Annotated in this window: 12 protein-coding genes; 8 read left to right on the top strand and 4 right to left on the bottom strand. The window is 49.5% G+C overall.

Annotated features, from left to right (window positions below):
* The first annotated feature begins 53 nt into the window (after positions 1-53).
* The 3 genes from MKY12_RS08980 (at position 54) to nspC (ending at position 3,789) form a co-directional block, all read left to right on the top strand.
* Positions 54-905: an AraC family transcriptional regulator gene (locus MKY12_RS08980; protein WP_339313511.1), complete on the top strand. Its 852-nt coding sequence runs from the start codon at positions 54-56 to the stop codon at positions 903-905.
* A 521-nt stretch (positions 906-1,426) separates the two neighbouring features.
* Complete coding sequence (locus MKY12_RS08985; RefSeq protein WP_036702452.1) at positions 1,427-2,626, top strand: saccharopine dehydrogenase family protein; 1,200 nt, start codon at positions 1,427-1,429, stop codon at positions 2,624-2,626.
* 26 nt (positions 2,627-2,652) lie between these two features.
* Complete coding sequence (gene nspC, locus MKY12_RS08990) at positions 2,653-3,789, top strand: carboxynorspermidine decarboxylase (RefSeq protein WP_209874726.1); 1,137 nt, start codon at positions 2,653-2,655, stop codon at positions 3,787-3,789.
* 82 nt (positions 3,790-3,871) lie between these two features.
* Here nspC and MKY12_RS08995 read toward each other — a convergent pair whose 3' ends face one another.
* From MKY12_RS08995 to MKY12_RS09005, 3 genes are all read right to left on the bottom strand, one after another.
* A complete protein-coding gene (locus MKY12_RS08995; protein WP_339313512.1) occupies positions 3,872-4,909 on the bottom strand; it encodes a hypothetical protein in 1,038 nt (345 codons plus the stop codon).
* A complete protein-coding gene (locus MKY12_RS09000) occupies positions 4,899-5,405 on the bottom strand; it encodes an RNA polymerase sigma factor (protein WP_339313513.1) in 507 nt (168 codons plus the stop codon). Before MKY12_RS09000 ends, MKY12_RS08995 begins: the two co-directional genes overlap by 11 nt.
* 130 nt (positions 5,406-5,535) lie before the next feature.
* Positions 5,536-7,068 (bottom strand): stalk domain-containing protein, encoded by a 1,533-nt coding sequence (locus MKY12_RS09005; RefSeq protein WP_339313514.1) that lies wholly within the window; start codon positions 7,066-7,068, stop codon positions 5,536-5,538.
* 191 nt (positions 7,069-7,259) lie between these two features.
* Here MKY12_RS09005 and MKY12_RS09010 point away from each other — a divergent pair, with 191 nt between their 5' ends.
* Positions 7,260-7,883 (top strand): deoxynucleoside kinase, encoded by a 624-nt coding sequence (locus MKY12_RS09010; protein ID WP_339313515.1) that lies wholly within the window; start codon positions 7,260-7,262, stop codon positions 7,881-7,883.
* Complete coding sequence (locus tag MKY12_RS09015) at positions 7,880-8,533, top strand: deoxynucleoside kinase (protein ID WP_339255207.1); 654 nt, start codon at positions 7,880-7,882, stop codon at positions 8,531-8,533. The genes MKY12_RS09010 and MKY12_RS09015 overlap by 4 nt, the downstream gene beginning before the upstream one ends.
* A gap of 93 nt (positions 8,534-8,626) precedes the next feature.
* Here the strand turns inward: MKY12_RS09015 and MKY12_RS09020 are convergent, their stop codons facing one another.
* Positions 8,627-9,316, bottom strand: a complete 690-nt coding sequence (locus MKY12_RS09020; protein WP_339255209.1) for an SDR family NAD(P)-dependent oxidoreductase — start codon at positions 9,314-9,316, stop codon at positions 8,627-8,629.
* 154 nt (positions 9,317-9,470) lie between these two features.
* Here MKY12_RS09020 and MKY12_RS09025 point away from each other — a divergent pair, with 154 nt between their 5' ends.
* The 3 genes from MKY12_RS09025 (at position 9,471) to MKY12_RS09035 (ending at position 23,818) form a co-directional block, all read left to right on the top strand.
* Entirely contained in the window at positions 9,471-10,055 is a 585-nt protein-coding gene (locus MKY12_RS09025; RefSeq protein ID WP_339313516.1) for a TetR/AcrR family transcriptional regulator, read from the top strand.
* A gap of 356 nt (positions 10,056-10,411) precedes the next feature.
* Positions 10,412-16,015 (top strand): hypothetical protein, encoded by a 5,604-nt coding sequence (locus MKY12_RS09030; protein WP_339313517.1) that lies wholly within the window; start codon positions 10,412-10,414, stop codon positions 16,013-16,015.
* Between the two features lie 27 nt (positions 16,016-16,042).
* Positions 16,043-23,818 (top strand): S-layer homology domain-containing protein, encoded by a 7,776-nt coding sequence (locus MKY12_RS09035; protein WP_339313518.1) that lies wholly within the window; start codon positions 16,043-16,045, stop codon positions 23,816-23,818.
* The last annotated feature ends 74 nt before the right edge of the window (positions 23,819-23,892 follow it).

A 23,892-nucleotide genomic window follows, 5' to 3' on the forward strand; every position in this document is an offset into this window, starting at 1 on the left:
TTCAGTATTAATCTCTGGTTGATCCCATTCCTGATTGATCCCATCTCTGGTGAATGGCAGGCCGAGAAACGGAGGAGCTATACATGGAGGAGATTCCGCAGAATCTGGTGATGGATATCCACTGGATTCATGACAAGACCACCTTCCCGCACTGGAAGGATATCCGTCAGAATATACATGTGCACAGCCTGTACTGGATTCAGGAAGGGGAAGGAGTGTTCCGGACAGACACAGAGGAGCATCAGGTGTCGCCGGACATGCTGTTCTATCTGCGGCCGGGACTATCCATGGAGATGAGCAACGGTGGCGGGGAGCCATTGCGGATCACCATGATCCTGCTCTCACTGTATACGTTGTCGCCTTCGGCGGACAATCAGGGGAGGGTGGAGCCGCTTCATGCACTGCCTTTGCCGTTCCACCTGAAGCCGGGGAGGGAGCCAGGCAGACAGCTGAGTCAGCTGTTCCGCCAGATTGCCGGCGATTTTGTTCCTGGTAATCCCGGAAGCCAACTTAAGACTCAGGCGCTGCTCTATGAGCTTTTGTACGAATTATTTCAGGCTAAGGATAGCGCTAATCCTGACTTGGGGCAGGGCTATGAACTGTTCTTACGGATGAAGGAGGAGCTTGAGCGGCGCTACAGTGAACCCTTGCAGATCCATGAGCTGGCGGTGCGCTACGGCATATCCTCCTCGTATGTGCGCAGTCTTTTTCAGCAATATCTGCACAAGAGTCCCAAAGGGTATTTAAGTGAAATCCGCTATGAACATGCGAAGAAACAACTGCTGTATACCAGGCTAACCCTGAAGGAGATTGCTGCCGCCTGCGGGTACAGCGATGAGTTTCATTTCAGCAAAGCCTTCAAGCAGCTCAGCGGACAGCCGCCGTCTGCGATGAGGTTCCGCTAATCCCGCAACGGCTAGGCACGACAGAGGTATGGGATAGAGAGGGTTACGCATAATAAACGGATGGACCAGATCAGAGTAGTCCACACTGGGCGGCCTTTACAATGATCAGTTAACGGCAGCGAAAAACGGGTAATTTATTATCATGTGTATCATTTGCACTTTTATCCGGCTGGCCTTGCTTAAATTTGAAATAAAAAAGTTGAACAACACCGCCGTTGTGATATAATTATCCGGTTGGCCTGATGGACTGAAATGTGGAAGGGACCCTAAGCTGTTTTTCAATTTATTAAGCTTAAAAGCGAAGGAAAACGAAGGATTTCAGTGCAATGAAGTGAATTACAGAGTATTGATGTAGAAAACTGCAGATTTTACACGGAAGATCACAGTTTTTGTCGGATTTTATTGATTTATTGAGAAAGTTTCTGTATAATCAGCGTTGTTGATTTTTCATAGGATGTAGCCTGTTCCAGAGCAGCAAGGCTAATAACTAATAACTTAAGCATAATTAGGGGGTTATTAATTTGGGAAAAGCGTTAATTATTGGCGCTGGCGGTGTAGCGAGCGTTGTTGTTCATAAATGCTGCCAGAACCCGGATGTATTCGAAGAGATTTGCATTGCCAGCCGTACGGTGTCGAAGTGCGATGCGCTCAAGGAGAAGCTGGACGGGGGCCTGACTAAGATTTCTACGGCCAAGCTGGATGCTGACAACACGGAAGAAGTGATTGAGCTGATCAAGAGCTTCCAGCCGGATGTCGTGATTAATGTGGCTCTTCCTTACCAGGATCTGACGATCATGGATGCCTGCCTGGCTACCGGAGTGCACTATGTGGATACAGCGAACTACGAACCGCAGGATACGGCGAAGTTTGAATATTCCTGGCAATGGGCTTACAAGGAAAGATTCGAGAAGGCCGGAATTACAGCGCTGCTCGGCAGCGGCTTCGACCCTGGCGTAACCGGTGTATTTACGGCTTATGCGCAGAAGCATTATTTTGACGAGATTCATACAATTGATATTGTGGATGCGAACGCGGGCGACCACGGTTATCCGTTTGCCACCAACTTCAATCCTGAGATTAATATCCGCGAGATTACTGCGAATGGACGTTACTTCGAGAATGGCGAGTGGATTGAGACAGCGCCGCTGTCCGAGAAGAAAGTATACGATCTCCCGGAGATCGGCCCGAAGGATATCTACCTTTTGTACCATGAAGAGTTAGAATCACTTGCTGTTAACATTCCTGGCGTGAAGAAAATCCGCTTCTGGATGACCTTCTCGCAGAACTATCTGACCCACCTGAAGGTGCTTGAGAATGTCGGCATGACTTCTATTGAGCCTATTAATTATGAAGGTAAAGAGATTATTCCATTGCAGTTCCTGAAGGCCATTCTGCCTGACCCGGCTTCCCTGGGACCAAGAACCAAAGGTAAAACCAATATCGGCTGTATCATTCAGGGCACCAAAGACGGCCAGCCCAAGACCTATTATGTCTACAATGTCTGCGATCATGAAGAGTGCTATAGAGAGGTTGGCTCCCAGGCCATTTCCTACACTACCGGCGTTCCTGCGATGATTGGGGCAATGATGATTATCAAAGGCATCTGGAACAAGCCGGGTGTACACAATATCGAAGAGTTCGACCCAGATCCGTTCATGGATGCTCTTAACAAACACGGCCTGCCTTGGCAAGAAGATTTCTCGCCGACGCTGCTGGATTAAGGCGTATGACCATGAAGAACAAGGACATCGATATTGATATCAGCAATCTGCCGTCCCCGGCGTATCTGGTGGATGAACGGCTGCTGACGAAGAACCTGGAGACTCTGAATTATGTGCAGGAGAAGAGCGGAGCCAAGATTCTTCTTGCGCAAAAAGGCTTCTCCATGCACGCCATGTACCCGCTGGTAGGCAAATACCTGCATGGGGTAACCTCCAGCTCCCTGTTCGAGGCCCGGCTGGGCTTCGAGGAGATGGGCAAAGAGGTCCATGTCTATGCTCCGGCTTATGTAGACCGCGAGTTCGATGAGCTGCTTCGCTACAGCGATCATATGGTATTCAACTCGTTTGACCAATGGAGCCGGTTCAAGCAGCGCGTGCAGAACGCGCCGAAGCAGATTAGCTGCGGGATTCGCGTCAATCCGGAGTATTCCGAGATTGAAGTGCCGCTCTATGATCCTTGCTACAACTTCTCCCGCATGGGCGTAACCCTGCCGAACTTCCGGCCGGACGAGCTGGACGGCATTGACGGCCTGCATTTCCACACGATGTGTGAGCAGAATTCGGACACGCTGGAGCGTACGCTTAAGGTCGTAGAGGAGAAGTTCGGCCAATATCTGCACGGTATGAAATGGCTGAACTTCGGCGGCGGGCATCATATTACCCGTCCTGACTATGATCTCGACACCTTGATCAAGTGTATTCTGCACATGAAGCAGACGTACAACGTGGAGATCTACCTGGAGCCGGGAGAAGCGGTTGCGCTCAATACCGGTTATCTGGTAGCCACGGTACTGGATACGATGCATAACGGCATGGATATCGCGATTCTCGATACTTCGGCGGAATGCCATATGCCGGATGTGCTGGCGATGCCTTACCGTCCGGGCATTATCGGGGCCGGAGAACCGGGCGAATTCGCCCACACCTACCGGCTGGGCGGCATGACCTGCCTGGCGGGGGATGTTATCGGCGATTATTCCTTCCCGGAGCCGCTGAAATACGGCGACAAGCTGATCTTCACCGACATGGCGCATTACTCCATGGTGAAGAACCACATGTTCAACGGCGTCAACCTCCCGGCCATCGCTTCCTATAATGAAGCAGAAGGACTCAAGGTGATCCGCGAGTTCGAATATAGTGACTTCAGCGGCCGGTTGTCTTAAGGAATAGATATTATTAATAGATGCGCCCCTTCAGCTTTGGCCGAGGGGGCGTTTTTGTACACAATTTAAACCGGACTAACGATCAGTGCGGGACCGTGTTTAGCGGAATCTTTTTGCCAAAAAATACGAAAGATTCGATTTCTTTATCATTTATAATATTATCAAACGTTTTTAGTGTAATCAGCTGGTTGCTCTCATAATAACTTGCAGACATTCCGGTAAAAATGCGGGTTGTCTCTGAAGTGCCGTCCTTAAAGTTAATTGTGATAGGCAGTTTATCCAAAGATTGGTTTGGACCAATTTCTTCTGATTTGAAGGCGAATTTATTAATCTCTTTTAATGAATCGCTCTCAATTTTCAAGGTGATGGAAATTGGCGAGACAGAGATCGTCTTTAAGGTTGCCTTATAACCATACAGTGAAATGCCCTGATTGATCTGATAAAGGGTAGAGTACTCTTTGAAATCTAGCTTAAGTGAGGTTTCCCAGGAACCAGAAACTACGGTTTCAAAAATACCGGGAAACGGATCAGCAGCTTCTAAATCTCTAAAAATAATATCAACAGTTTGACCAGCTAAGGAATTATCGGTCATTATATTCATAACCAAGCTAATTTTGTTGTCATAAGGATTCCCGTCATCGAGTACCTCGTATCCTGTACTGTACGAGCTTTGATTAGAGTTGATATGGGCATGAAAACGATAACGGGCTGCATTCAAAATAGTGCCTTTAGGAGCGGTAAAGTCCATTAAAATGTAAGTTAGATTACTGTCACCGATCACCTGCTTAATGGCAACAGACCCCTGCTTATTTTTAATTATTTTATTTATTGTATAAGCGCCATTGGACATATGTACAACCTGATCCTTATTGGATGGTTTAAGAAATTGAATCAGTGCTTCATCAAGTCCTGTATATACTGCTGCAAAAGCTGTAGTGGTTAAACCAACCATCAGTACAGCAGCAATTATAGTATATCTTCTAAGTTTTATAGGAGAAGTTTTTCTTTGACTTCTATGTTCGATCTGGCTACTTGTTAAAAGATTTTGAAAGATTTTTTCTTTTTGATCATTTGTTGGAGTCAAAGCTTCAAAAACCTTACGGATATTTTTAATCTTCAATATAATTCCCTCCCAAATCCATCTTAAGTCGTTTGCGGCCTCTAAATAATTGTGTTTGGACCGTGCTTTCTTTACGACCTAATATTTCAGCGATTTCCTTTACTGTGTATTCCTCTAAATAATATAGATACAAAACGGTTTTGTATTTTTCGGGGAGTGAAAGAAGTTTTGAAACGACTTTACCCGAAGGCTCAATACCATTCCAAATGACAATCTCCGGCAAAGGTTCCAATGCCACACGGCGGGTTCTCCACCAATGTTTAAGGATATCTTTGCAGTAATTCCTAGTGGTTACTGTCAACCACGCTTTTTCATGCTCGTGGTCGTTAAAGACCATTGGAGTGTTAATTAGTTTGAGAAATACAGATTGAACAGCGTCTTCAACATCAACAGGATTTTTTAAATATATATAGCAAAGCCGGTAGACCATATCTGCATGACGTTGATAGAGTTCAGCGAATTCTTTATCTGTGTCTAACAAAGAGCTGGATTTCATTATTTCGCCTCCTATAAACAACACGATTGAAGGTTTCAAAATATCTCAAAAGGCGAATTTTAGATTAAAAAAAGACCATTCTCCATTTGAGAATAGTCCGCTAATATTCTTATGTCAGGAGAGAATCCCCTTACTTCATACTAATCGCAATTCTGCTCTCCTGCGGCAGCCAGTCAACCTTCGCCCCAAGCTGTTCGCTGATGAAGCGCAGCGGCAGGTAGACGGTGCCATTCACTACAAACGGCGGCGTGGCCAGAGTGACACTTTTACCATTGACGGTGGTGGCTCCGTTCACGGTATTGATGACTATGGATAACGGAGTTTTATCGGCAGCGGTACCGGTGATCGTTACTACTTTGTCCATGGAATAACCGATAGTAGCGCCCATCTTGGTGAACAGCGAACGCAGCGGAATGAAATTCTGTCCGTTACGGGTAATTACTCCGTTCGTGAAGGCGATGGATTCGCTATTCAGGGTAACGGAGATCGGCTTCTGCATCGGGACAGGCTGCTTATAGCTGAATTCATAAGTACCGTACCCTAGTTGAGCATTCTTGTTCACGCCCCAGCCCCAGAGCGTGCCATCGTTTTTCTGCATAATGACATGTCTTCCGCCGCCTTTTATCGACTGAATATCGGAAGCAAGTAAGGTGAACTTTGCATTCGGCGACATAAGCTCTGCAGCAATCGAAGCTGCATAGACTTTGCCGTCTGAGGTCAGGGCGACAATAGATTGTTCAACAATGTAGGCATCGGTCACCTTGCTGATTCCTGAGAAGACTACCGGAACGGGTTCATCCTGATATGTGGTTCCATCCGAATATCCGGTGACCGTGGAGCCCCAGAACCATAGACGGGATTGCTTGTCAATCGCGAGCCGGCTGCGGCCATTGTTGTACAGCGCCTGAATATCTTTTAAGCCGGAAAAAGGGGTTGCAGTTATCTGCGCCGGGTCACTATAGGTTTCAGGTAAATAACTATCCTGGTCCGGCCAGGTCCAGACGCTGCCATCCTTGCTGAGCGCATAATTCTGTTCGAGCTGCACAATATCCTTCAGATTGGGGACGGGTGTAAAAGTGGCAAGTTCGTCAATGCTGGTCCAGACCGTCCCGTCTGTCTTCAGGAACAGATAACGATCCCAGCTGCTAACCTTATCGTTAAGCTTATTGCTCTCGTAATATTGAGAGATAGCTGCAACGTGATCCAGGCCCGGAACAGGCGCAAACGGTGGGGTCGTATTATCGTCAGTTGACGTAACTGAAGTATATACCGTACCCTCTCCGGTGACTGCTAAATGACGCGGGTATACTCTTTGGAAACTGGTTATATTCTTCAATTCCGGCACTGGCGTAACTTCGATGGCCATCGTCCGGGCGTTGCTCTCCCACTTCCAGACCGAGCCATCCTTGGTGGTTACCATTGCGCTGTAATATAGCGGGAAAGAAGACTGTACATCACTTAGTCCATGTACCTGTGTAGGTACAGACTTCGTCTCACCCCAGACCCACAGGCTCCCGTCATCCTTAATCAGATAATCGGGTCCGTAGGAAGCGATGCCGGAGCTACCTCCACTAGCTGCTGCTGTTGCAGCCTCGGGAGTCCCAACAGTCAGACACGCCGTCAAAACCATCACCATGCTCACAAGCAAATTTCTTTTTTTCATCAAGATATCCTCTACTCTCTTTAGGAAATTACTGAATTAGGTAAATAAAAGAATATATTACCTTGAATATAGACGCTGCATAGGTACGAAAAGTTTCTTTGAAAATTAACCGTTGCTGGCGGCGCTCCTGTGGTACAATAATTTAGTCTGTTTTTTGGAATTGTCCGTACTTGAGGAGGAAATTAGCGTTAATGAAACATGCACCTTTTATAGCCGTGGAAGGCCCGATTGGAGCCGGTAAAACCACCCTCGCCACGATGCTCGCCACCGAATTACAGCTTCCGGTCATTAAAGAAATTGTCGATGAGAATCCGTTTCTGGACAAGTTCTATCAGAATATGGACGACTGGAGCTTCCAGCTTGAGATGTTCTTTCTCTGCAACCGGTTCAAGCAGCTTGAAGACACGACTGTGCAGTACATAGATCAAGGGAAGCCGGTCATTTCGGATTATCATATCTATAAGAATCTGATCTTCGGGGAACGGACGCTGAAGGGATCGAAACGGGACAAATACCGGGAGATCTATCATATTCTGACCGATGATTTCCCCAAGCCGAACATTATTCTGTATATCCGGGCGGATCTGGATACACTGCTGGCCCGGATTGCCAAGCGCGCGCGTACCTTCGAAGAGATCATTGCCCCTGCCTACCTCCAGCAGTTAATTGAGGATTATGACGATGCGATGGCCTCACTGGCCCTCCGTGAACCGTCCACCGTAATTGTCACCATCGACGGAAACCAGGTGGATTTCGTGGAGAACCCGGAAGACTTCACCGCCATCGCGGAACAAGTAAAGGAGCTTATGAAATGAACAGTTACAATATCCCGAACAATGCCATTATCACTGTGGCCGGAACCGTAGGCGTCGGCAAATCGACGCTGACCGCAGCACTGGCGGAGCGCCTGGGCTTCCAGACCTCACTGGAGCAGGTAGATCATAACCCGTACCTGGAGAAGTTCTATCACGACTTCGAGCGGTGGAGCTTCCACCTGCAGATCTATTTCCTGGCGGAGCGCTTCAAGGAGCAGAAGAAGATGTTCGAGCTGGGCGGCGGTTTCGTGCAGGACCGTTCGATTTATGAAGACACCGGGATTTTCGCCAAAATGCACGCCGATCAAGGCACCATGTCCCCGACCGATTATGCCACGTACACCAGCCTCTACGAGGCCATGGTGATGACGCCATACTTCCCGCATCCCGATGTGCTGATCTATATTGAAGGCAGCCTGCCTTCGATCCTGACCCGGATCAATGAGCGCGGTCGTGAGATGGAGATTCAGACCGACGTCTCCTACTGGGAGCATATGCACGGCCGCTATTCCCAGTGGATCAACGAATTCAGCGCCTGCCCGGTGCTGCGTCTGAATATTGATGAGTATGATGTGCATGATCCCGCTTCCATGTCGGAGATTCTGACCCGGGTCAGCGCGGTAATTAACCGGACTGCGGTGGGGAAATAAATAGTTAGAGTGAAAAAGCAGCACCAGGGGTTAATCCTGGTGCTGCTTTTTTGATCCGCCTTCCTGCAATGAGGCCAAATCCATCACAGAATGTTAAAATACAATGGTTTCGGGGGTTACACCCTTGGGATATTCTTCCTCCCATATGGTTTTGTCCATATAGGCTTGATACCACATGTCGCCAATCACATCCGGATCATTGATTGCGCCAGTACCCGACTCCTTAATCAACAAGCCTAAAGAACGGTGACCAACAAAAATGCCTTGAGCAGCCAATGAAGTATGGAGATTAGCTACATAATTGCGCAGTCCTGAAAGAGCAATGCCGATATTCCCCATCATTGGGACGGGGTACATGGCAGATAATCCTGTGGTAAAGAGTATGGAACCCTCTTTCTTAGCGAGCATATCAGGGAGAACAGCATTGACAACTTGGACGGCACTGACCACATAGGCCTCAAATGCGTCCCTTACATTCTCTACGGTTAACTCCAATACAGAGGTGGGAGGATAGTTGCCTGCTGTAGGACTGAATTCCAGCACATCAATCTGGCCATACTGTGCTTTAATGTTACTGATCGCCTGTTCAATTTGTTCTTTACTGAAAATATCCGCTATGAAATAAGAGGCCTTAATACCCTCCGCTTTCAAGTCATTCACCATTTCTTGCAGCTTTGCGGCGTTTCTTGCGACTAATGCCACTTGGAAGTCATTTTTTCCAAAGCTCTTCGCAATAGACATTCCTAATCCCTTACCTGCACCAATGATCGCTAGTGTTTTCATATCTGATTCTCCTCTTATGAATACGTGAGTGTAATTGACAATTTTAATTGTAAAATCTACAATTAAAACGTTCAATGGTTGATATGAGTCAACATGACATTTAAACATCATTATATATATATTTGACTATTATTTATGAAGGAGTGGCTCATTATTGGGCAAGGATAAGGTGGATCTGCGTATTCTTAAAACGCGAAAAGCGATTAAGGAAGCCTTCTTGAGACTAGTGCAAACCAAAGGCTACGAACGAATTACTGTACAAGACATTGCCGACGAAGCGATGATAAATCGAAACACATTTTATTTACACTATGTAGATAAACCTGAATTCATGGACAAGTTATTTCAGGAGAGCGTACAGAATTTGAATGCTTGCTTGAGCCTGGAGGTGAGCTCGATCCATGAGATGGACAAGGATATGTTCGGTACGATGATAAAAACGATTTTCGACAATATCGATGCAAACATGATATTCTTTAAAACCATGCTCACTCAAAACATTCACCCAAACTTCCCCATCTACTTAAAAGACGCTTTTAAAACGTTTATCTTCGCCGGAATCGGCGATTATCACCACGATGAAAAGATGAAAATTGGTCTCGAGTACATGATATCGGGATTGGTAGGTGCGATTTGTCTATGGATTGTTGAACGTGAGAATTATAAGATGGATGACTTTATCTACCATCTGAGCGAAATTCATTATCATAACATGGTTGACTTGCTGAAGAATACTTGATAGCAAAACAACACCAATAAATCGCAACTGAGCCGTTCTCAGTGCGGTTTATTTTGCTTTTCAGACATTTTCTCTTAAAAATTCAGGACTTTTTTCGTTTTCCGAGTATATTAACCCTGTTTTGGGGCGTTTGACGCAGCTTTTGTCGAGATTTGTTAAGAGTTTGTTTAGAGCTGCCTGATAGAATAAACGCAGATATGAAAAAATAGGTAGTTTATAACTAGTATTTTTTGTCCACGGGAGGGCAGGGCGAAAGGAGAATGCGGAAGCATAGGGAGTGAATCTTAGACTACAGCGAAGCTTGCTGCATGCCGGACAGGACATGATGAACGAATAAGGGGGAGCACCAATTGTTAATGAGCAGGAGATTGAAGAGATATACCTCGCTAAGCTTGATTCTTAGTATGTTGTTATCGTTAATACCCAGTTCCTTTAGCGGACTGGCAGAGGCTGCGGGTGATGATTTTGAAGTCAAGTTTCTAAACGGACAACATGTTGGGAACCTAAGCTACCCTGCGGATAATACATTCCTCAACTTTTATACCGAGGAGCAAGGCTTCAAACAGACAGAGAAAGACAAAGATGCCAAATATGATTGGGTCAAGGGAGATATCTTTGCCGGTGTCGATGATAATGAGGCCACGGTTCAATTCCAGGTGAAGGTAGCCGACAATACGCTTCTGAAAAATATGGCGGAGAGCGGACATGCGGAGATGCTTACAGGGTTCTCTGTACTGCGCCGTCACTCCGGGTTCTTATGGACGCGTCATTCGTCTATTACAGTAAACATTGACGGAAAAGATATTATTAATGAACGAACCGGCAGTAGCCAGCGGTATAACAAGTCGGCCAAGGCCATCATCAAACCTAATTCCGTTATTACCATTAGGGTCTGGGGCGAAGGCGATGACGACGGTGAAGCAGCCGGTGTACGCGGATTCTACCTCAAGTTCCAGGATCTCAAGCGTCCGGTCATCGATAACTATACCTTCACCGGCAATGGTGCAGAGCGGCTCAACGAGAAGATTAATCAGAAAGAGCTGTATGTCAAAAGAGACGAGAACATCACGCTCAGCTACAACTTCAGTGAGCCGGTCAGACCGACTTCGGTAGTGAAGGCAAATTCTGATTACTTCCTGCGGCACAAGCTCTTTGTTAATGATCCTCTAACTGGACTGCCAGCAGCCGGACAGCAGCAGTACCTGCAGAATATATCGTTCAATGAGAATAATCTGGATTCCTATCAGAAAAAAATTGCCTATAAATATACGGGAGTTCCTTTTCACAACAGCGGCAATAATCCGCTGAGACCGTTAATTACCGGAGGAACCACCGGCGGAGCGCAGATGGATCTGTCGCTGGATAATAAATTGAAAGAAGCGGTGCTCAGTGATGCGGCAGGCAATAAAGCGGTTGTCAATCTCAACACCGTACCGAGCAGCGGCAGCAATGCCTGGCTGGACCGGAAAAGCGGGAACCCGTTTGACTTCGACCGGGGCGGCTTCCGCGTCATTGTCGATGCCGTGCGTCCGAAGTATTCCAAGACAGCGAACGGCATTCAGCCGGAGATTCTGACCGGGGTTACGCTCAACAAGGGAGATGTGATTGACTTCACTCTGCAGATGACGGAAGAGGCGATTGCCAAGACCGGCTGGGACGAGAAGAAAACCTTCATCCTCTTCAATAACGGCATGAAAGCCTATTATGTTATAGGCAGGAATACACCGAATTGGAGCTTCCGCATGACTGTGCCTGATGGAAAAACTGTGGAAACCCCGCTTCTCAAGGCTGTAGCTATATCTAATGATGCCAAGGGTGGCAGTGAGCCCATCCAGATGGATACCGATGTTATCCAGGATTACGCAGGGAACCTGATGATCCAGCCTGCGAACTACGATGGAATCCATAAAGAGGAAATTAAACCTTACGGCAGTGACGATTCGCTCGCTAACTCCAAGATTGACTGGGCGAACCTGTTCATCGACAACACAGAGCCGGTGATCGGTTACCGGTTCGAGACTGGCGGCGCTACTGATCAGGAGTATGCTAAAAAAGGCAAGGTTACAATTGATGCCAACGATCCTTCCATTAAAGTACCGCATCTTGATCCTACCGTCCCTGACCGTGGTACGGAACGGCCGAGCCGCGGAATCTACCGCCCTTCCAATATGAGTGCGGAAGCCTCTCCCTCGGTAGGTCTGGTGTACTACTGGTGGAGCCAGGATAAGGCTGATCCATTCGCCGGTGTAGCCGGAGACCATTACGCAGCCCTTAAGCGTTATGCACTCTCCGCCAAGCAGCCGTCAGATGAACTGTATCCGGGAGAATTCGAGAATATAGAGCTGTCGGTAGTGAATAACAAGACGAATCTGCTTGCTCCTCCGGCGGAAGCCTTCGAGGAAGGGAACAGCGGCGAGTGGTATCTGCATACCTGGACTGCCGATATGTCCTGGGATTCAGCCAGAGAATTGATGCAGCATGAGAAGAAAGATGTATACAAGAAAACCCATCAGGCGCAGTACGATGCTTGGATAGCAGAAGCGCCGGGTGAAGAGGCAGATAAGATCTTCTATGCCGACAATCAGGCGCTGGCCGCCGTTGGACAATACGGCGATAAGAGTGTCTGGCCGCTTGAAGATTTCAAGAATGACGACTCCAACTGGAAGCATGAAGTAGGCGTTCTTAAGCTGGACAACCAGGGACCTGCCATTACATTGGCCGGAGAGGATACCGCTACAGTACAGGCTCTGGTGAAAGACGACCATAGCGGAGTCAGCAGTGTACAGTATCAATGGGTGAAGGACGGGGATTCCCCGGCCAGCGGTAAGTGGGCAGATACGCCATACACCGGTTCGACCGTAACCCGATCTACCTATGAGGATATTGATGAGGACGGCTCGTACTGGCTCTATCTGAAGGCACTGGATAAAGCGGGCAATGAGACGATCAAGACACCGCAGGAAAGAGCGGTGGTTGTAAGTTCGGAAGCGGCTATTCCGACACAGTTCACACCGGAAGCCAATCCTAACTATGTGAAAAGTCATGATGTCACCTTCCAGATCAGCGGTGTGCATCCCGATTATGTAGGCTATGCCATCAGCGACAGCTCTCTTCGTCCAGATAATGATAGTAAATTTACCGGACTAGAGGTTTCCGAGTCATCTGGCATATCTCCACTGTCTGAGAAAAGCTTGATTGAAGATGTTTCGGAACCGGAAGCGTCTGGTGCTCCTACAGAGCCAAATCCTCCGGCTGAGCCGGAAGTTATAGCAAGCATCGGGCCGGTAGCCATTATGAAGTTCCTGTCCTCCGGGCCAACAGCGCCTTCGTTGACGCCGCTTGAATCGGAAGAGACTCCGGCACCGGATAACAGTGCTGAGCCGACAGTAACACCTGCTGCTTCAGCAGAAGCAACTGAACCGGCAGCGACACCAACTGGCTCAGCAGAAGCAACTGAACCGTCAGCGACGCCTGCTGCTTCGCCAGAAGCCGGCACCGATGCCAAGCTGGCAGCCAAGAGCCTTGGCGCTTCTGTAACTGAGGCCACTTACAGCTATATTATTCCTGCTGAAAAATTAAAATTAAACGGCACGCAATACATTCATCTTATGGTGAAGCACAGCGACAAAACGTACTACTACTCGAAGGCTTATTATTTTGACAATGAAGCACCGGTAGTGTATTTCAGCCCTGATTCAGTTGCTTACCCGCTGCCGCTGCAGAAGACGAAGATTAGCGTCTCAGAGTTCTACAGCAAAACAGGACTGGTCAGCAAGTATCAATGGGTCAAACAAGAAGCAGGCGCAGAAGTACCTACAGAGTCGTCGACAAAATGGGCAGATGTTCCGGCAGGCGGCTCAGTCTCCATCGATGACAAATCGCTGAAATCGGGAGAAATCTCTGAGTTCCGCTTATATGTACTTGCGGTTGACGGAGCAGGCAACAGCACGATCAAGGCAAGTGCAGGAACCTTCAAGGTCTCGGCAACGACCAAGCCTGATGCGCCGGTGTCGGATGCCAAGTCTTCTCTGATCTATCTGTCCGGTGATACAGCGGACGGCTACACAGCCATTGTGAAGCTGAGTCTCGAAACGGAGGACAAGACCGGTTATGAATATTCAGTATCACCGGATAACGGTGTGAGCTGGCTGAACTGGAAGCCGTACACCAACTTCGTAGCAGTGAAGGTTCCGACGAGTAAGCCTGAGGAGCTTCTGGTGTGGGTGAAGTACAGAACGCCGGGAGGTCTGATCAGCAAACCGGCCAAGCTTGATGTCGATGGAGCTTCTACCAGCGTACAGCCGGTCTATGCGCTTGCTTCACTAAGCGTGAACAGCCCGGTCAATGCCAAGGTTGGCGCAGACATTGAGATTACGCTCCCGCCGGGTATCCGCGTAATGCCATCGAAGATTAACCCTTCGGTGCCTGTACGGACCGGCAATTCATTCAAGATCTACGAGAACGGCTACTACAGCTTCGATCTGACCGATCTAAGTGATCCGGACCGGACAGATACGCTGTATCTGGTTGTGAAAAATATTGACGGCACTAAGCCTGAAGGAACCGTTGAATATTCATACATGGAGAGTACGAACGGTAATGTGGTTGCCCTCCTCCAGAGCACCTCTGAGCCGGTGACGGTGGTGAACAATGGCGGCAAGACAGCCTACACCTTCACTGAGAACGGCAAGTTCGAATTCGAAATTAAGGATGCGGCCGGAAATGTCAATACGGTTGAAGCAACGGTTGCGAACATTAACAAGGAAGTGCCTAGAGTAAAAGTAGTCCGTTCCTACCAATATGGCGAGAATGGAAGCCAAACCTTCGGCACCCTGAAGGATAACAGCGGCAATGTGCTGTTCTCCACAGGTGTAACACTTAACGTAGAGAAGGCAGATGCATCGGCTAAGGCATTCAATGTCATCAGTGCCGATAAGAGCATTACACTCATGGAGAATGGAACGGCTTCATTCACTGTGACGGATGTGTACGGCAATACAACAGTTATCAAAGAGAAAGTAACCAATATTCTCTCTGCGCCGCCGGTACCGGACAAAGTGGCCTATACCTTTGTAGATGCCGAAGGCAAAGCGGTTCCGGCCGATCAGATTGTGACCATCGGCGGACAGAAATACGCCAAGGGCAAAGTGAAGGTTACGCTTAGCGGCACCGTTGCTGCCCCTAACCAAATGTTCTCGGGCGTAAGACCTATTTCAGATGGAGCCGCGTATACGAACCAGATCAGTAAAGCGGATGGAACGTACAGCTACTCGCGTGCTTTTGAGAGCAGCGGTTCAGCGGTGATGGCCATCTCGGATCTGCTGGGCAATGTGAACAAGGTTCCGGTGACCATTGCAGGACTTGATAACACAGCACCTGAGCTGACACTGAACAAGGAAACCGTAGGGATTGTTCAGAACAAGAAAGACTTTAACTTCCGTACGGATCTCGGCGGGTTCACCGTTTCTGATAATGTATCGGCTGAGGCTAACGTGAAAGTATCGGTCAGCGGGCTGGATCTGAGCAAGCTTGGACGCCAGCGCGTAGCGTACACTGCAGTTGATCAGGTAGGCAATAAGTCGGTGGTCTATCAGGATGTGGTGGTCGTGAAGGACGGCGGATTGCTGGTCTTCGGTAACGATACCTTAATCTCGGCTTCCTCCGGCGAATCTGCGTTGTTCAATACCAACACCATTACCTTCAAGGTATCCGGCTTCAACCTGATGAAGGTAGGCGGAGTAGACAAGGTCAACCAGGCTGGAACATTCGATATTCTGTATTACCCTGGTCTGTACCGCGAAGGACAGCTGAAGCTGGTGAAGCAGAAGCTGACCTATGCTGAACTGGTGAGCAGTAATTTCAAGGTCACCTTCCCGAAAACAGGCTGGTACACCATTGTGGTGAGAACCCAGGAACGTGACCGCGAATTTGCTACCTTCTTTGTCGGCAATCTGAAATAGTTGAAACAAGAACAGGGGGAATACTTGGTGAAGTTGTTGAAACGCACAGTAGCGGTAATGCTCACCTTAATCATGGTATTTCTGTCCACCTCCGAGAGCTTCCATGCTCTCGTCGAGGCGGCCAGCAGTACCAAGACAACCATGATCCAGAATGACTTTATTAAGGTCACCGTGGATAACGAAACGGGCCGCTACGGCATTCGCACTGTAGAGGGTCAACCGATCCGCAAGAACGACAATAATGTAAACCTGCTGTTCCAGGGAGATGACCCGGAGACGTCGTTCACGACGTTCCGGATCGATGGAACGGATTATATCTACGGTAATAAATACAAGTTCGACGCCAGCCACTATTCAGAGACTAGTGCACCTAAAGTGGTGGAGAATTCAAATGGCACCAAGCAGCTGGAGATGATCTGGAAGATTAAAGGCGTAGAGATCAAGCAGATTCTAATGCTCTACACCGACAGCAAGGATGCTGTGAATTCCGGGAATGTCAACATCCGCTATGAAGTGAACAACAAGAGCGGTGCGCAGGTGCAGATCGGCAGCCGGATTCTGCTGGATACGATGGTCGGCGGCAACGACGGGCCGCAGTTCCAGATTGGCACAGCCTACAAGTCACCGCTGCAGGTGGAGCGGAAGCTGGTCCACAATCCGGAGGACGATAAGGGGATTCCCTTTGAAGATAGAGCTTACTTCAAGATTCCTGCTTATTGGGTGATGCGCGACAAGCTGGATCTGACGAATCCTCAGGCAACCAATGTGGTGGCCTACGGCTTCAATAACTTTGCCGAACAGAATATTAATATTGTGGATGAAATGATCGTCGGGCACTGGAACGGCCTGGCGAATACGAAATGGGATTATAAAATTAATCCGAATCTGGACTTCACCAGAGATACCAATGATTTCGGCACAGCGGATTCTGCGGTTGCCTTCTATTGGAACCCGGAGAAGCTGGCGCCGGGAGGCTTCCAGAGCTTCGAGACTGTATACGGTCTCGGTGAGCTGACAGCCCCTGATAAAGTGTTCTCGATCCGTTATGTAGATCAGGTACAGCAACTGGCTACCGAGCCGGTTGAAGGCGGAGGCGTACCGACGAAATATGAGAAAAATGGTGTCTTCGACGTTATAGCAGAAGTAGAGAACCTTCAGGCTTACAATATGGAGCACTCCAAAATTGAAGTCGAGATGACCCTGGAGAGCGGCCTCAGCTTCGTCAGGCAGAATGAAATGGGAGAAACTGTCCTGGATGCAAACGGGAATCCGGTCCTGGAGAATGCCCGCAGCAAAATGCTGGAGTTCAAAAAGTCAGCCACACCTGATGAAGCGGCGATGGGCATTGAGCCGAAGTACAAGCCGGGTGATGCGATTACCGCTACCTTCCGCGTTCAGGCCAAAGGCAGACCTTGGCCGGTTACCCGGGAGTATATGATTTCCGCGAGAAGCCCGGAAACGCAAGGCAAAATCGAAGGCGTGAAGGATGAGGGCATTAAAGCCCAGTATGAATCGACCCGCACTAATTTCATTCTTTTGCCGCCGGTGGGAGAAGCAACAGCTACGTATTCCTACGCACTAGCACCGGCAGAGCTGTATAGCACAGACGTGAAATATTTGACAGTGAATCTGTCAAATATTGAAGCCTACAATACGGGCAATGCAACGACCGCACCGAACTTTGACCTGTACCTCAAGAATAAGGCAAACGGTAACCGGTATAAGGTCAATGTCCAGGATGCAGTGGTGATGCAGCCGACAGACGATGGATTCTCCGGCGCTATGCGGATTACGTACCGCGGCGGTGACCAGGTGGATTCAGGCGGCAATGTGCTGGAAGCCGGGCTTGGACCTGAATTGCCGCTCGGTGAATATCAGGTGGAGATTGATTACAAAGGCGATGCCGGCGGAGATGAGGAAGTAGCGGCTCTCTATGATATGACAACTCCGCAATCGTTCCTGGTCACTGATAATAATGACACGCGTATCCGTGAAGCCGGAGTAATGGCGGTCTACAAGGAAGCTGTAGATATCAGCGGCCTTGCGAACGGTGCGTCTGTAAAGGATGAGCTGGTGGATCAGCTGAACTCTCTGTTCCCGGGCAAGCCTTTCAAGGACGGTTCGTTCCTGTACAAGGCTGTTACCGAATATAAGAAAACCAAGGCATTGTTCGGCGCAGCGAGCAAAGCGGTTGATCCGAAGTTCGATATCAGCGAATTCATGGATGAGGAAGCGCTGAAAGAGACACCAATGTATGCTTATAAGCTGTTTGCAACAGAAGAGGACTTTGAGGAATTCAAGGAAGAAGCGGAAGCCAAGGACCCGGAATTCGACCGTGAGATTCTGGTAACCGTCCGCGGCATGATCAAGCAGGTTGGCACAGGTGACGAAGAGCAGGTGATCGTGGATACCAAGACAGAACCGGCAATTATTAATGATGCTGTAGCTTATAAAGGTAAGGACCTGTCTTTTGTACGCGGTAAGCTGGATATCTTCGGAAACACCCTTCCCGGCGATCTGCCTTTCCTGGATACCCTGTTCGTCAAGGGTGAAGGAACGCTGAGCGTAGCGAGCAGCGGGTTCGTCTTCCATAAAGGCGAATGGACACTCGACTTCTTCAACGGCTTCAACAAGTCGCTTGGAGAAGAGGACTTCGATCCGACGAAGGAAAAAGAGGAAGAGGATAAGGACAAGGATGACGATAAGAAGGACGAGAAGGGCAATGACGGCAATCCGGAAGACGACAGTCAGAACGGCAGCCTGAAATGGGCCATCGGCGGTGTAGGTGACAGATTGAATCCGCTGCGCCAGATTATGATTGAGGATGTGTACTTCAACAAGCAATCGTTGTTCGGGGCACCAAGCTTCTCCATTGACGGCTTTGGCTTCTCCTTCAATGATTTCATTCTTAGAGAGAATGGGATTTCCTTCGGCGGCTCGTTGTCCCTGAAGATCATTAACTCTGAAATCAAGAATGTTATCTTCAACAGTGCCGGCTTCTATGGCGTCGATGCCTCCCTGGGCTTCGATCTCAATCAGGAGATGGGCTTGTTCGGACCGGATAAGAAGAAGGACGCAGATAAGAAAAAAGGTCCGGATGCTCCAAGCGGCAAGGTAACGATCAAGCACGCTGTGCAGGGCAATGGCGTAGGCAATGAATACGGTCTGGAGTTCGCGGCCCAACTGAAGAATATGATGGGTGTGGAGATTGAATTCTCACTCAAAAAAGTGAAAGACGGCCGGATTCTTCCGGATGTGATCGCCTTCGGGGCAGAGCTTCCGCAGCCGGGTATCCTGGTTACGGGCGCAACGTACCTGACAGCAATCCGGGGAGCAGTACGTGAACTGGCGGACACCATTGCCGGCGGCACGGCAGAAGACCCGTTTCCGTTGACTATTCAAGCAGGCGTAGGGATGCGGTTCGGGATTGCTCCGGCGTATTTCTTCGGAGATGTAGATCTGACAGTGAAACGCACCGGCCTTAAGGTCGAAGGCAAGCTGGATTTCGCTGCCAAAGCTGATGCGGAGAAAGATGACCGGCTTCCGATGCTGACCAAAGCGCTGCTCGAGGCGCAGTGGGTAACGCCATGGTTCGTGCGCGTAGAAGCAGAGATGGACATCGGCGGCTGGGACATCATCATCGGGAAGGCGGGCATCTTCGTCGGACAGAATCTGGAGAAGAACCGCACTGATTTTGAAGGCTACATCAGCTCGAAGGTGCAGATTCCAAATGATGTACCAATTGTCGGCGGCATGCCGCTGTCGAGTATGTTCCTCGGCGTCAACAATGATAAGGTCTGGGGCAGCATCGGTATTCTGCTGATCTCCTTAGGTATTACTTACTACTGGAGTGGCGGCATTGAATTCGGTACTTCGACCGATCAGCTGCCGGAAGGAATGATCCATCTGGTGGTGGATGATCCTGAGCTTGGACCTCGTCTCATGGTGATTGGTGCGGGCGTGCAGACGCTGGCCACCTCCAAGGTAGCTTCCGAGGAAGAGAATCAGGAAATTATCTACCGTGAGGTAGAAGAAGGCGTCAAATATGTTGAGAACGGATCAATCAATGTCGGCGTAGGCGGCATTACGGTCAAGAACGGCGGCAGAATCCATGAGATTCCAATGGACGGCGTAGCCGGTAATGCCATTATTGAAATGGAGTACAGCAGCAAGGAAATGCCTGAATTCAAGCTGCAGGATGCCTCAGGCAAATTGTATCCGGTGAAATTCGACAACACGAACACTGATCCTACGGCAAATGCTTTTACACAATATATTCCTGCAAGCTATAAAACAGAGAATGGGCCCAAACTCAGCAGTGAAGTGGACATTCGCAGAGCATATATCATTATTCCTGAAAATGAAGCTACAAAGGGCGGTACTTGGAAGCTGACAGCTGTCTCGGCGGTTGATACCAAGCTGTTGAACGTTCCTACCCTGCCTACTCTGGGTGAAGTCAACCTGGCGAAGGACAGCTTGAGTGCGAATAAGTTCACAGCCTCCTGGAAAGTGGCCAACGCAGCCGAAGGCGATACTGTGAACCTGTATCTCGCTGAGGATGCCGTGACGAACCGCAAGGAAATGCTGAATGGTCAAGAGATTCTGCAGACGGGTGATCCGGGTATGCTGATCGCCAAGGATGTGCCGGTCGGAGCTGGCGGCTCGGTTAGCGGCGGAATTACGAGCGGCAGCAAAGTGATCGATGTCACCAATGTAACATTGATGGGCAATCCCGAAGATATCCGCGGGCTGCTCAGACAAGGCAATTACTACCTGCGGGCCGAGCTGAAATCCAGCTCGAACTTCGGGACGAAGACTTCGCCGCAACGCTTTGAAATCATTGATCCGCTGGCACCGCAGAGTGTGAGTGAGGTCAAGGTTGAGCCTGCCGGCAACGGATTGTTCTCACTCTCCTTCAAGCCGGGAGCGAAGAAATCGGGACACAGCGGCTTCGAGCACAGCTACGTGGTCGATGCGAAGCTGGATGCTGAAGGCAAACTGAGTGAATATGCTCCGTTTGGAGAGCTTTTGTATACCGAACAGGAGCTTAAGCCTTACTGGAACGCCTCCACAGGCAAATACGAAGGTCTGTTGATTGGCGGCTGGAAGGCTGTATCTACAACAGATGAAGTCTATAAGGGCAGCCTTGAAGGCTCAGTGATTGATCTGAGCAAGGTGAAATATGTCGGTCTGGAAGTGAAGAAGAATTACGTCATCGGCGTCAGTGCCGCAACGGTTCCAACCGAGGATGCCGACAAGCATCAGAACTATCATTATGCCGAGCGGCGTGAGAGCAGCAGTACCTTGCTGCCAACTCCGAATCTGCCGGATCTGACGGTATTGAGTTCATCGGGGACGGTAGATGCCTCCTCCGGGAACTATGTGAACCTGTTAACGAATGAAACGAAGCAGAAGCTGACGCTCTCTTCCAAACAGTCCAATGTGACGGTGGAAGCATTCTATGCTGACAAATCCATTGGGACTGTAGCCCTGACGAACAAGGCCGGCGGCGGAAGCGAAGGCACCTTGAATCTCGACCAGTTCCAGACGGACGGACCGTATGCGATTGAACTGCGGGCCAGAAATACGGCAACTAAGGATATCTCAGTGACCATGCTCTATCTGACGGTAGATACGATCGCACCGGTCTTGTATCTCACAGAGCCACTAACGGGTGAGCGGACGGCGAACGGTGAGATTCGTGTAGCAGGAACTACGACTACAGGAACCAAGCTGAGCGCAGTGTATACCGTGAGCCAGTTACAGCCGGATGGAAAATACAAGGATGTTGAGATTTCTGCTCCGCTTACTGTGGATTCGTTAAACGGTGATTTCAACGGAGCTGTGAAAATTAACTCGGCTGACCCTTCTGTCGCCCTCAGCATTGTAGCTAAGGACGAAGCAGGCAATCAGAACACAGCGGTTGTAGATATTACGAATGCCGGCTTCAAAGTACCGGTTGCCCTCGTTCTGAAGGGAGCGGAGACGCTGACGCCGGGTGCGGCAGGCCAAATTCAGGCCTATCTCAAGGTGTCGGATGGCAAGGACGGGAATGGCAAGCCAATATTCAAAGAAGAGCCGATTACCGGCAAGGATCTGGCCAATCTGACTTATGAAGTTGCCGTAGGTGATGCAGTATCCCTGTCGGCACAAGGCAATGTTACTGCACTGGCTACAGGCTCCAGTCTGATTGAAGCCGAGTACAAGGTGTCTGAGGGTGTTACGCTTAAAGGCATGGCTGTGACAACAGTAGCTGTACCGGAACCGAATGAACTGGGTACTGTACAAGCCGTATCCTCTGCGGTTAGCGGAGACAGCAATCACACGAAGATTACGGTGACGTCCGCTGGGGATATGACCGGACAGCAGATCGCTTACAAGGTCTTCTCTTCCAACCCGGCAGAACTGAAATTTAATGACAATGTAAGCTCATGGAGTCTGCTTCCGCTTGATGGTATCGTAACCGCTCATCCGGGTGCCATCGTCGTGCTGGCTAAGCGCACCTCCTTGGACAAGCTGGTTAAGGCTTCCGGCAGCGTTCCTGCATCCGTCTGGACCAGCAGTGGCTCAGGCGGTGGCGGCGGAGCTGGCGGTGGTGGCGGAGGCGGCGGTGCCGTGCCGGGAATTGTTGAAGAACAAGCACCGGAGCAGGCAGCCGAGGTTACCGTCAACGGCCAAGCCGTGAAGACAGAGTGGAATGGACTTACAGCGATCGTACACATTACGGATAAAGAAGCTGCGGCTGGCAGTGACCTCACGGTAAGCTCCACCGATAAGAATGCCAAAGCATTCAGTATCCGTATAGACCAGAGTGTGGTCCAGCAGCAGCTGACCGCGAAGAAGAAGATTGTGATTGAAGTTCCAATGGGACAACTGGTTATTGCTCCTGAGAATCTTGCAGGTGTAACTGCCGGACTTACCATCGGTATTGGTGCCAATAGTGATGCCGATCAGCAGGGCATGAAGGCTATCGCCGATCAGCAAGGCTTCACCCTGATGGGGGCAGGTCAAGGTGCCGCAGTCACTGTGAACCTGCCGCAGGCCAGCTGGACTCCGGCGCTTGCCGCCAAGATCGCGATTCCTGCGCCGCTTGCGGCCAAGGAGATTACGGCCATGGTGCTTAAGGACAAAGACGGCAACTGGACAACCGTACCCTGGAAGCTGGACAGCAGCGGTACGACAGTGAATGTACAACTGACCGGTGAAGGCAGCCTCTTCTTCATCCGCAACCAGAAGACCTTCAAGGATATGCCTTCAGGCTGGGGCAAGGAAGGCATTGCGGCTGCATCCGCCAAGCTGTTCGTGCTAGGGAAATCTGCGGAACTGTTCGATCCGGCAGGCAAAGTAACCCGGGCAGAATATCCAACCATTCTGCTGCGCGTTGCAGGTCTCATGAACAAGCAAACAGTTTCGGCAGGCTTCAGTGATGTCAGCGGCAGCAGCTGGTATAACCGCAGTGTCTCCATTGCCGCTGAAATGGGTATTGTTACCGGACTCGAAGGCGGAAAGTATGCGCCTAAGGATACGCTGACAAGAGTTGAAGCGATGACGATGCTCGGAAGATTGCTGAATCAGGTTAATCCGGGCAGTGAACTTAGCGAGGCTGAAGTCACTTCGATTCTCAGCGGTTTCACTGACAAGGGTAAGGTTCCGGCATGGGCAAGACAGGCAGTGGCAATGAGCATCAAGAACGGCATTATTCTCGGGGAAGGCAACAAGGTGAACCCGTCCACTCCGCTTACGCGTGAGCAGGCGGCAGCCATTGCCATCCGTCTGGATCAATTCATTACAGCTAAGCAATAACAAGGATGTGCCCGTTCGCTCGTAAGCGGGCGGGCACACTCTGCTGGGAAATCCTTAAGTCACAATACTATTCA

The sequence above is a fragment of the Paenibacillus sp. FSL M7-0896 genome (genome assembly GCF_037975415.1).
Classification (GTDB): domain Bacteria; phylum Bacillota; class Bacilli; order Paenibacillales; family Paenibacillaceae; genus Paenibacillus_AQ; species Paenibacillus_AQ silagei.

What these genes read in the sequence shown, in the direction of transcription:
- MKY12_RS09005 (WP_339313514.1), bottom strand. Translation starts at nt 7,068, where the DNA reads ATGAAAAAAAGAAATTTGCTTGTGAGCATGGTGATGGTTTTGACGGCG.
- MKY12_RS09030 (WP_339313517.1), top strand. Translation starts at nt 10,412, where the DNA reads ATGAGCAGGAGATTGAAGAGATATACCTCGCTAAGCTTGATTCTTAGT.
- MKY12_RS08980 (WP_339313511.1), top strand. Translation starts at nt 54, where the DNA reads ATGGCAGGCCGAGAAACGGAGGAGCTATACATGGAGGAGATTCCGCAG.
- MKY12_RS09020 (WP_339255209.1), bottom strand. Translation starts at nt 9,316, where the DNA reads ATGAAAACACTAGCGATCATTGGTGCAGGTAAGGGATTAGGAATGTCT.
- MKY12_RS09010 (WP_339313515.1), top strand. Translation starts at nt 7,260, where the DNA reads ATGAAACATGCACCTTTTATAGCCGTGGAAGGCCCGATTGGAGCCGGT.
- MKY12_RS09015 (WP_339255207.1), top strand. Translation starts at nt 7,880, where the DNA reads ATGAACAGTTACAATATCCCGAACAATGCCATTATCACTGTGGCCGGA.
- MKY12_RS09000 (WP_339313513.1), bottom strand. Translation starts at nt 5,405, where the DNA reads ATGAAATCCAGCTCTTTGTTAGACACAGATAAAGAATTCGCTGAACTC.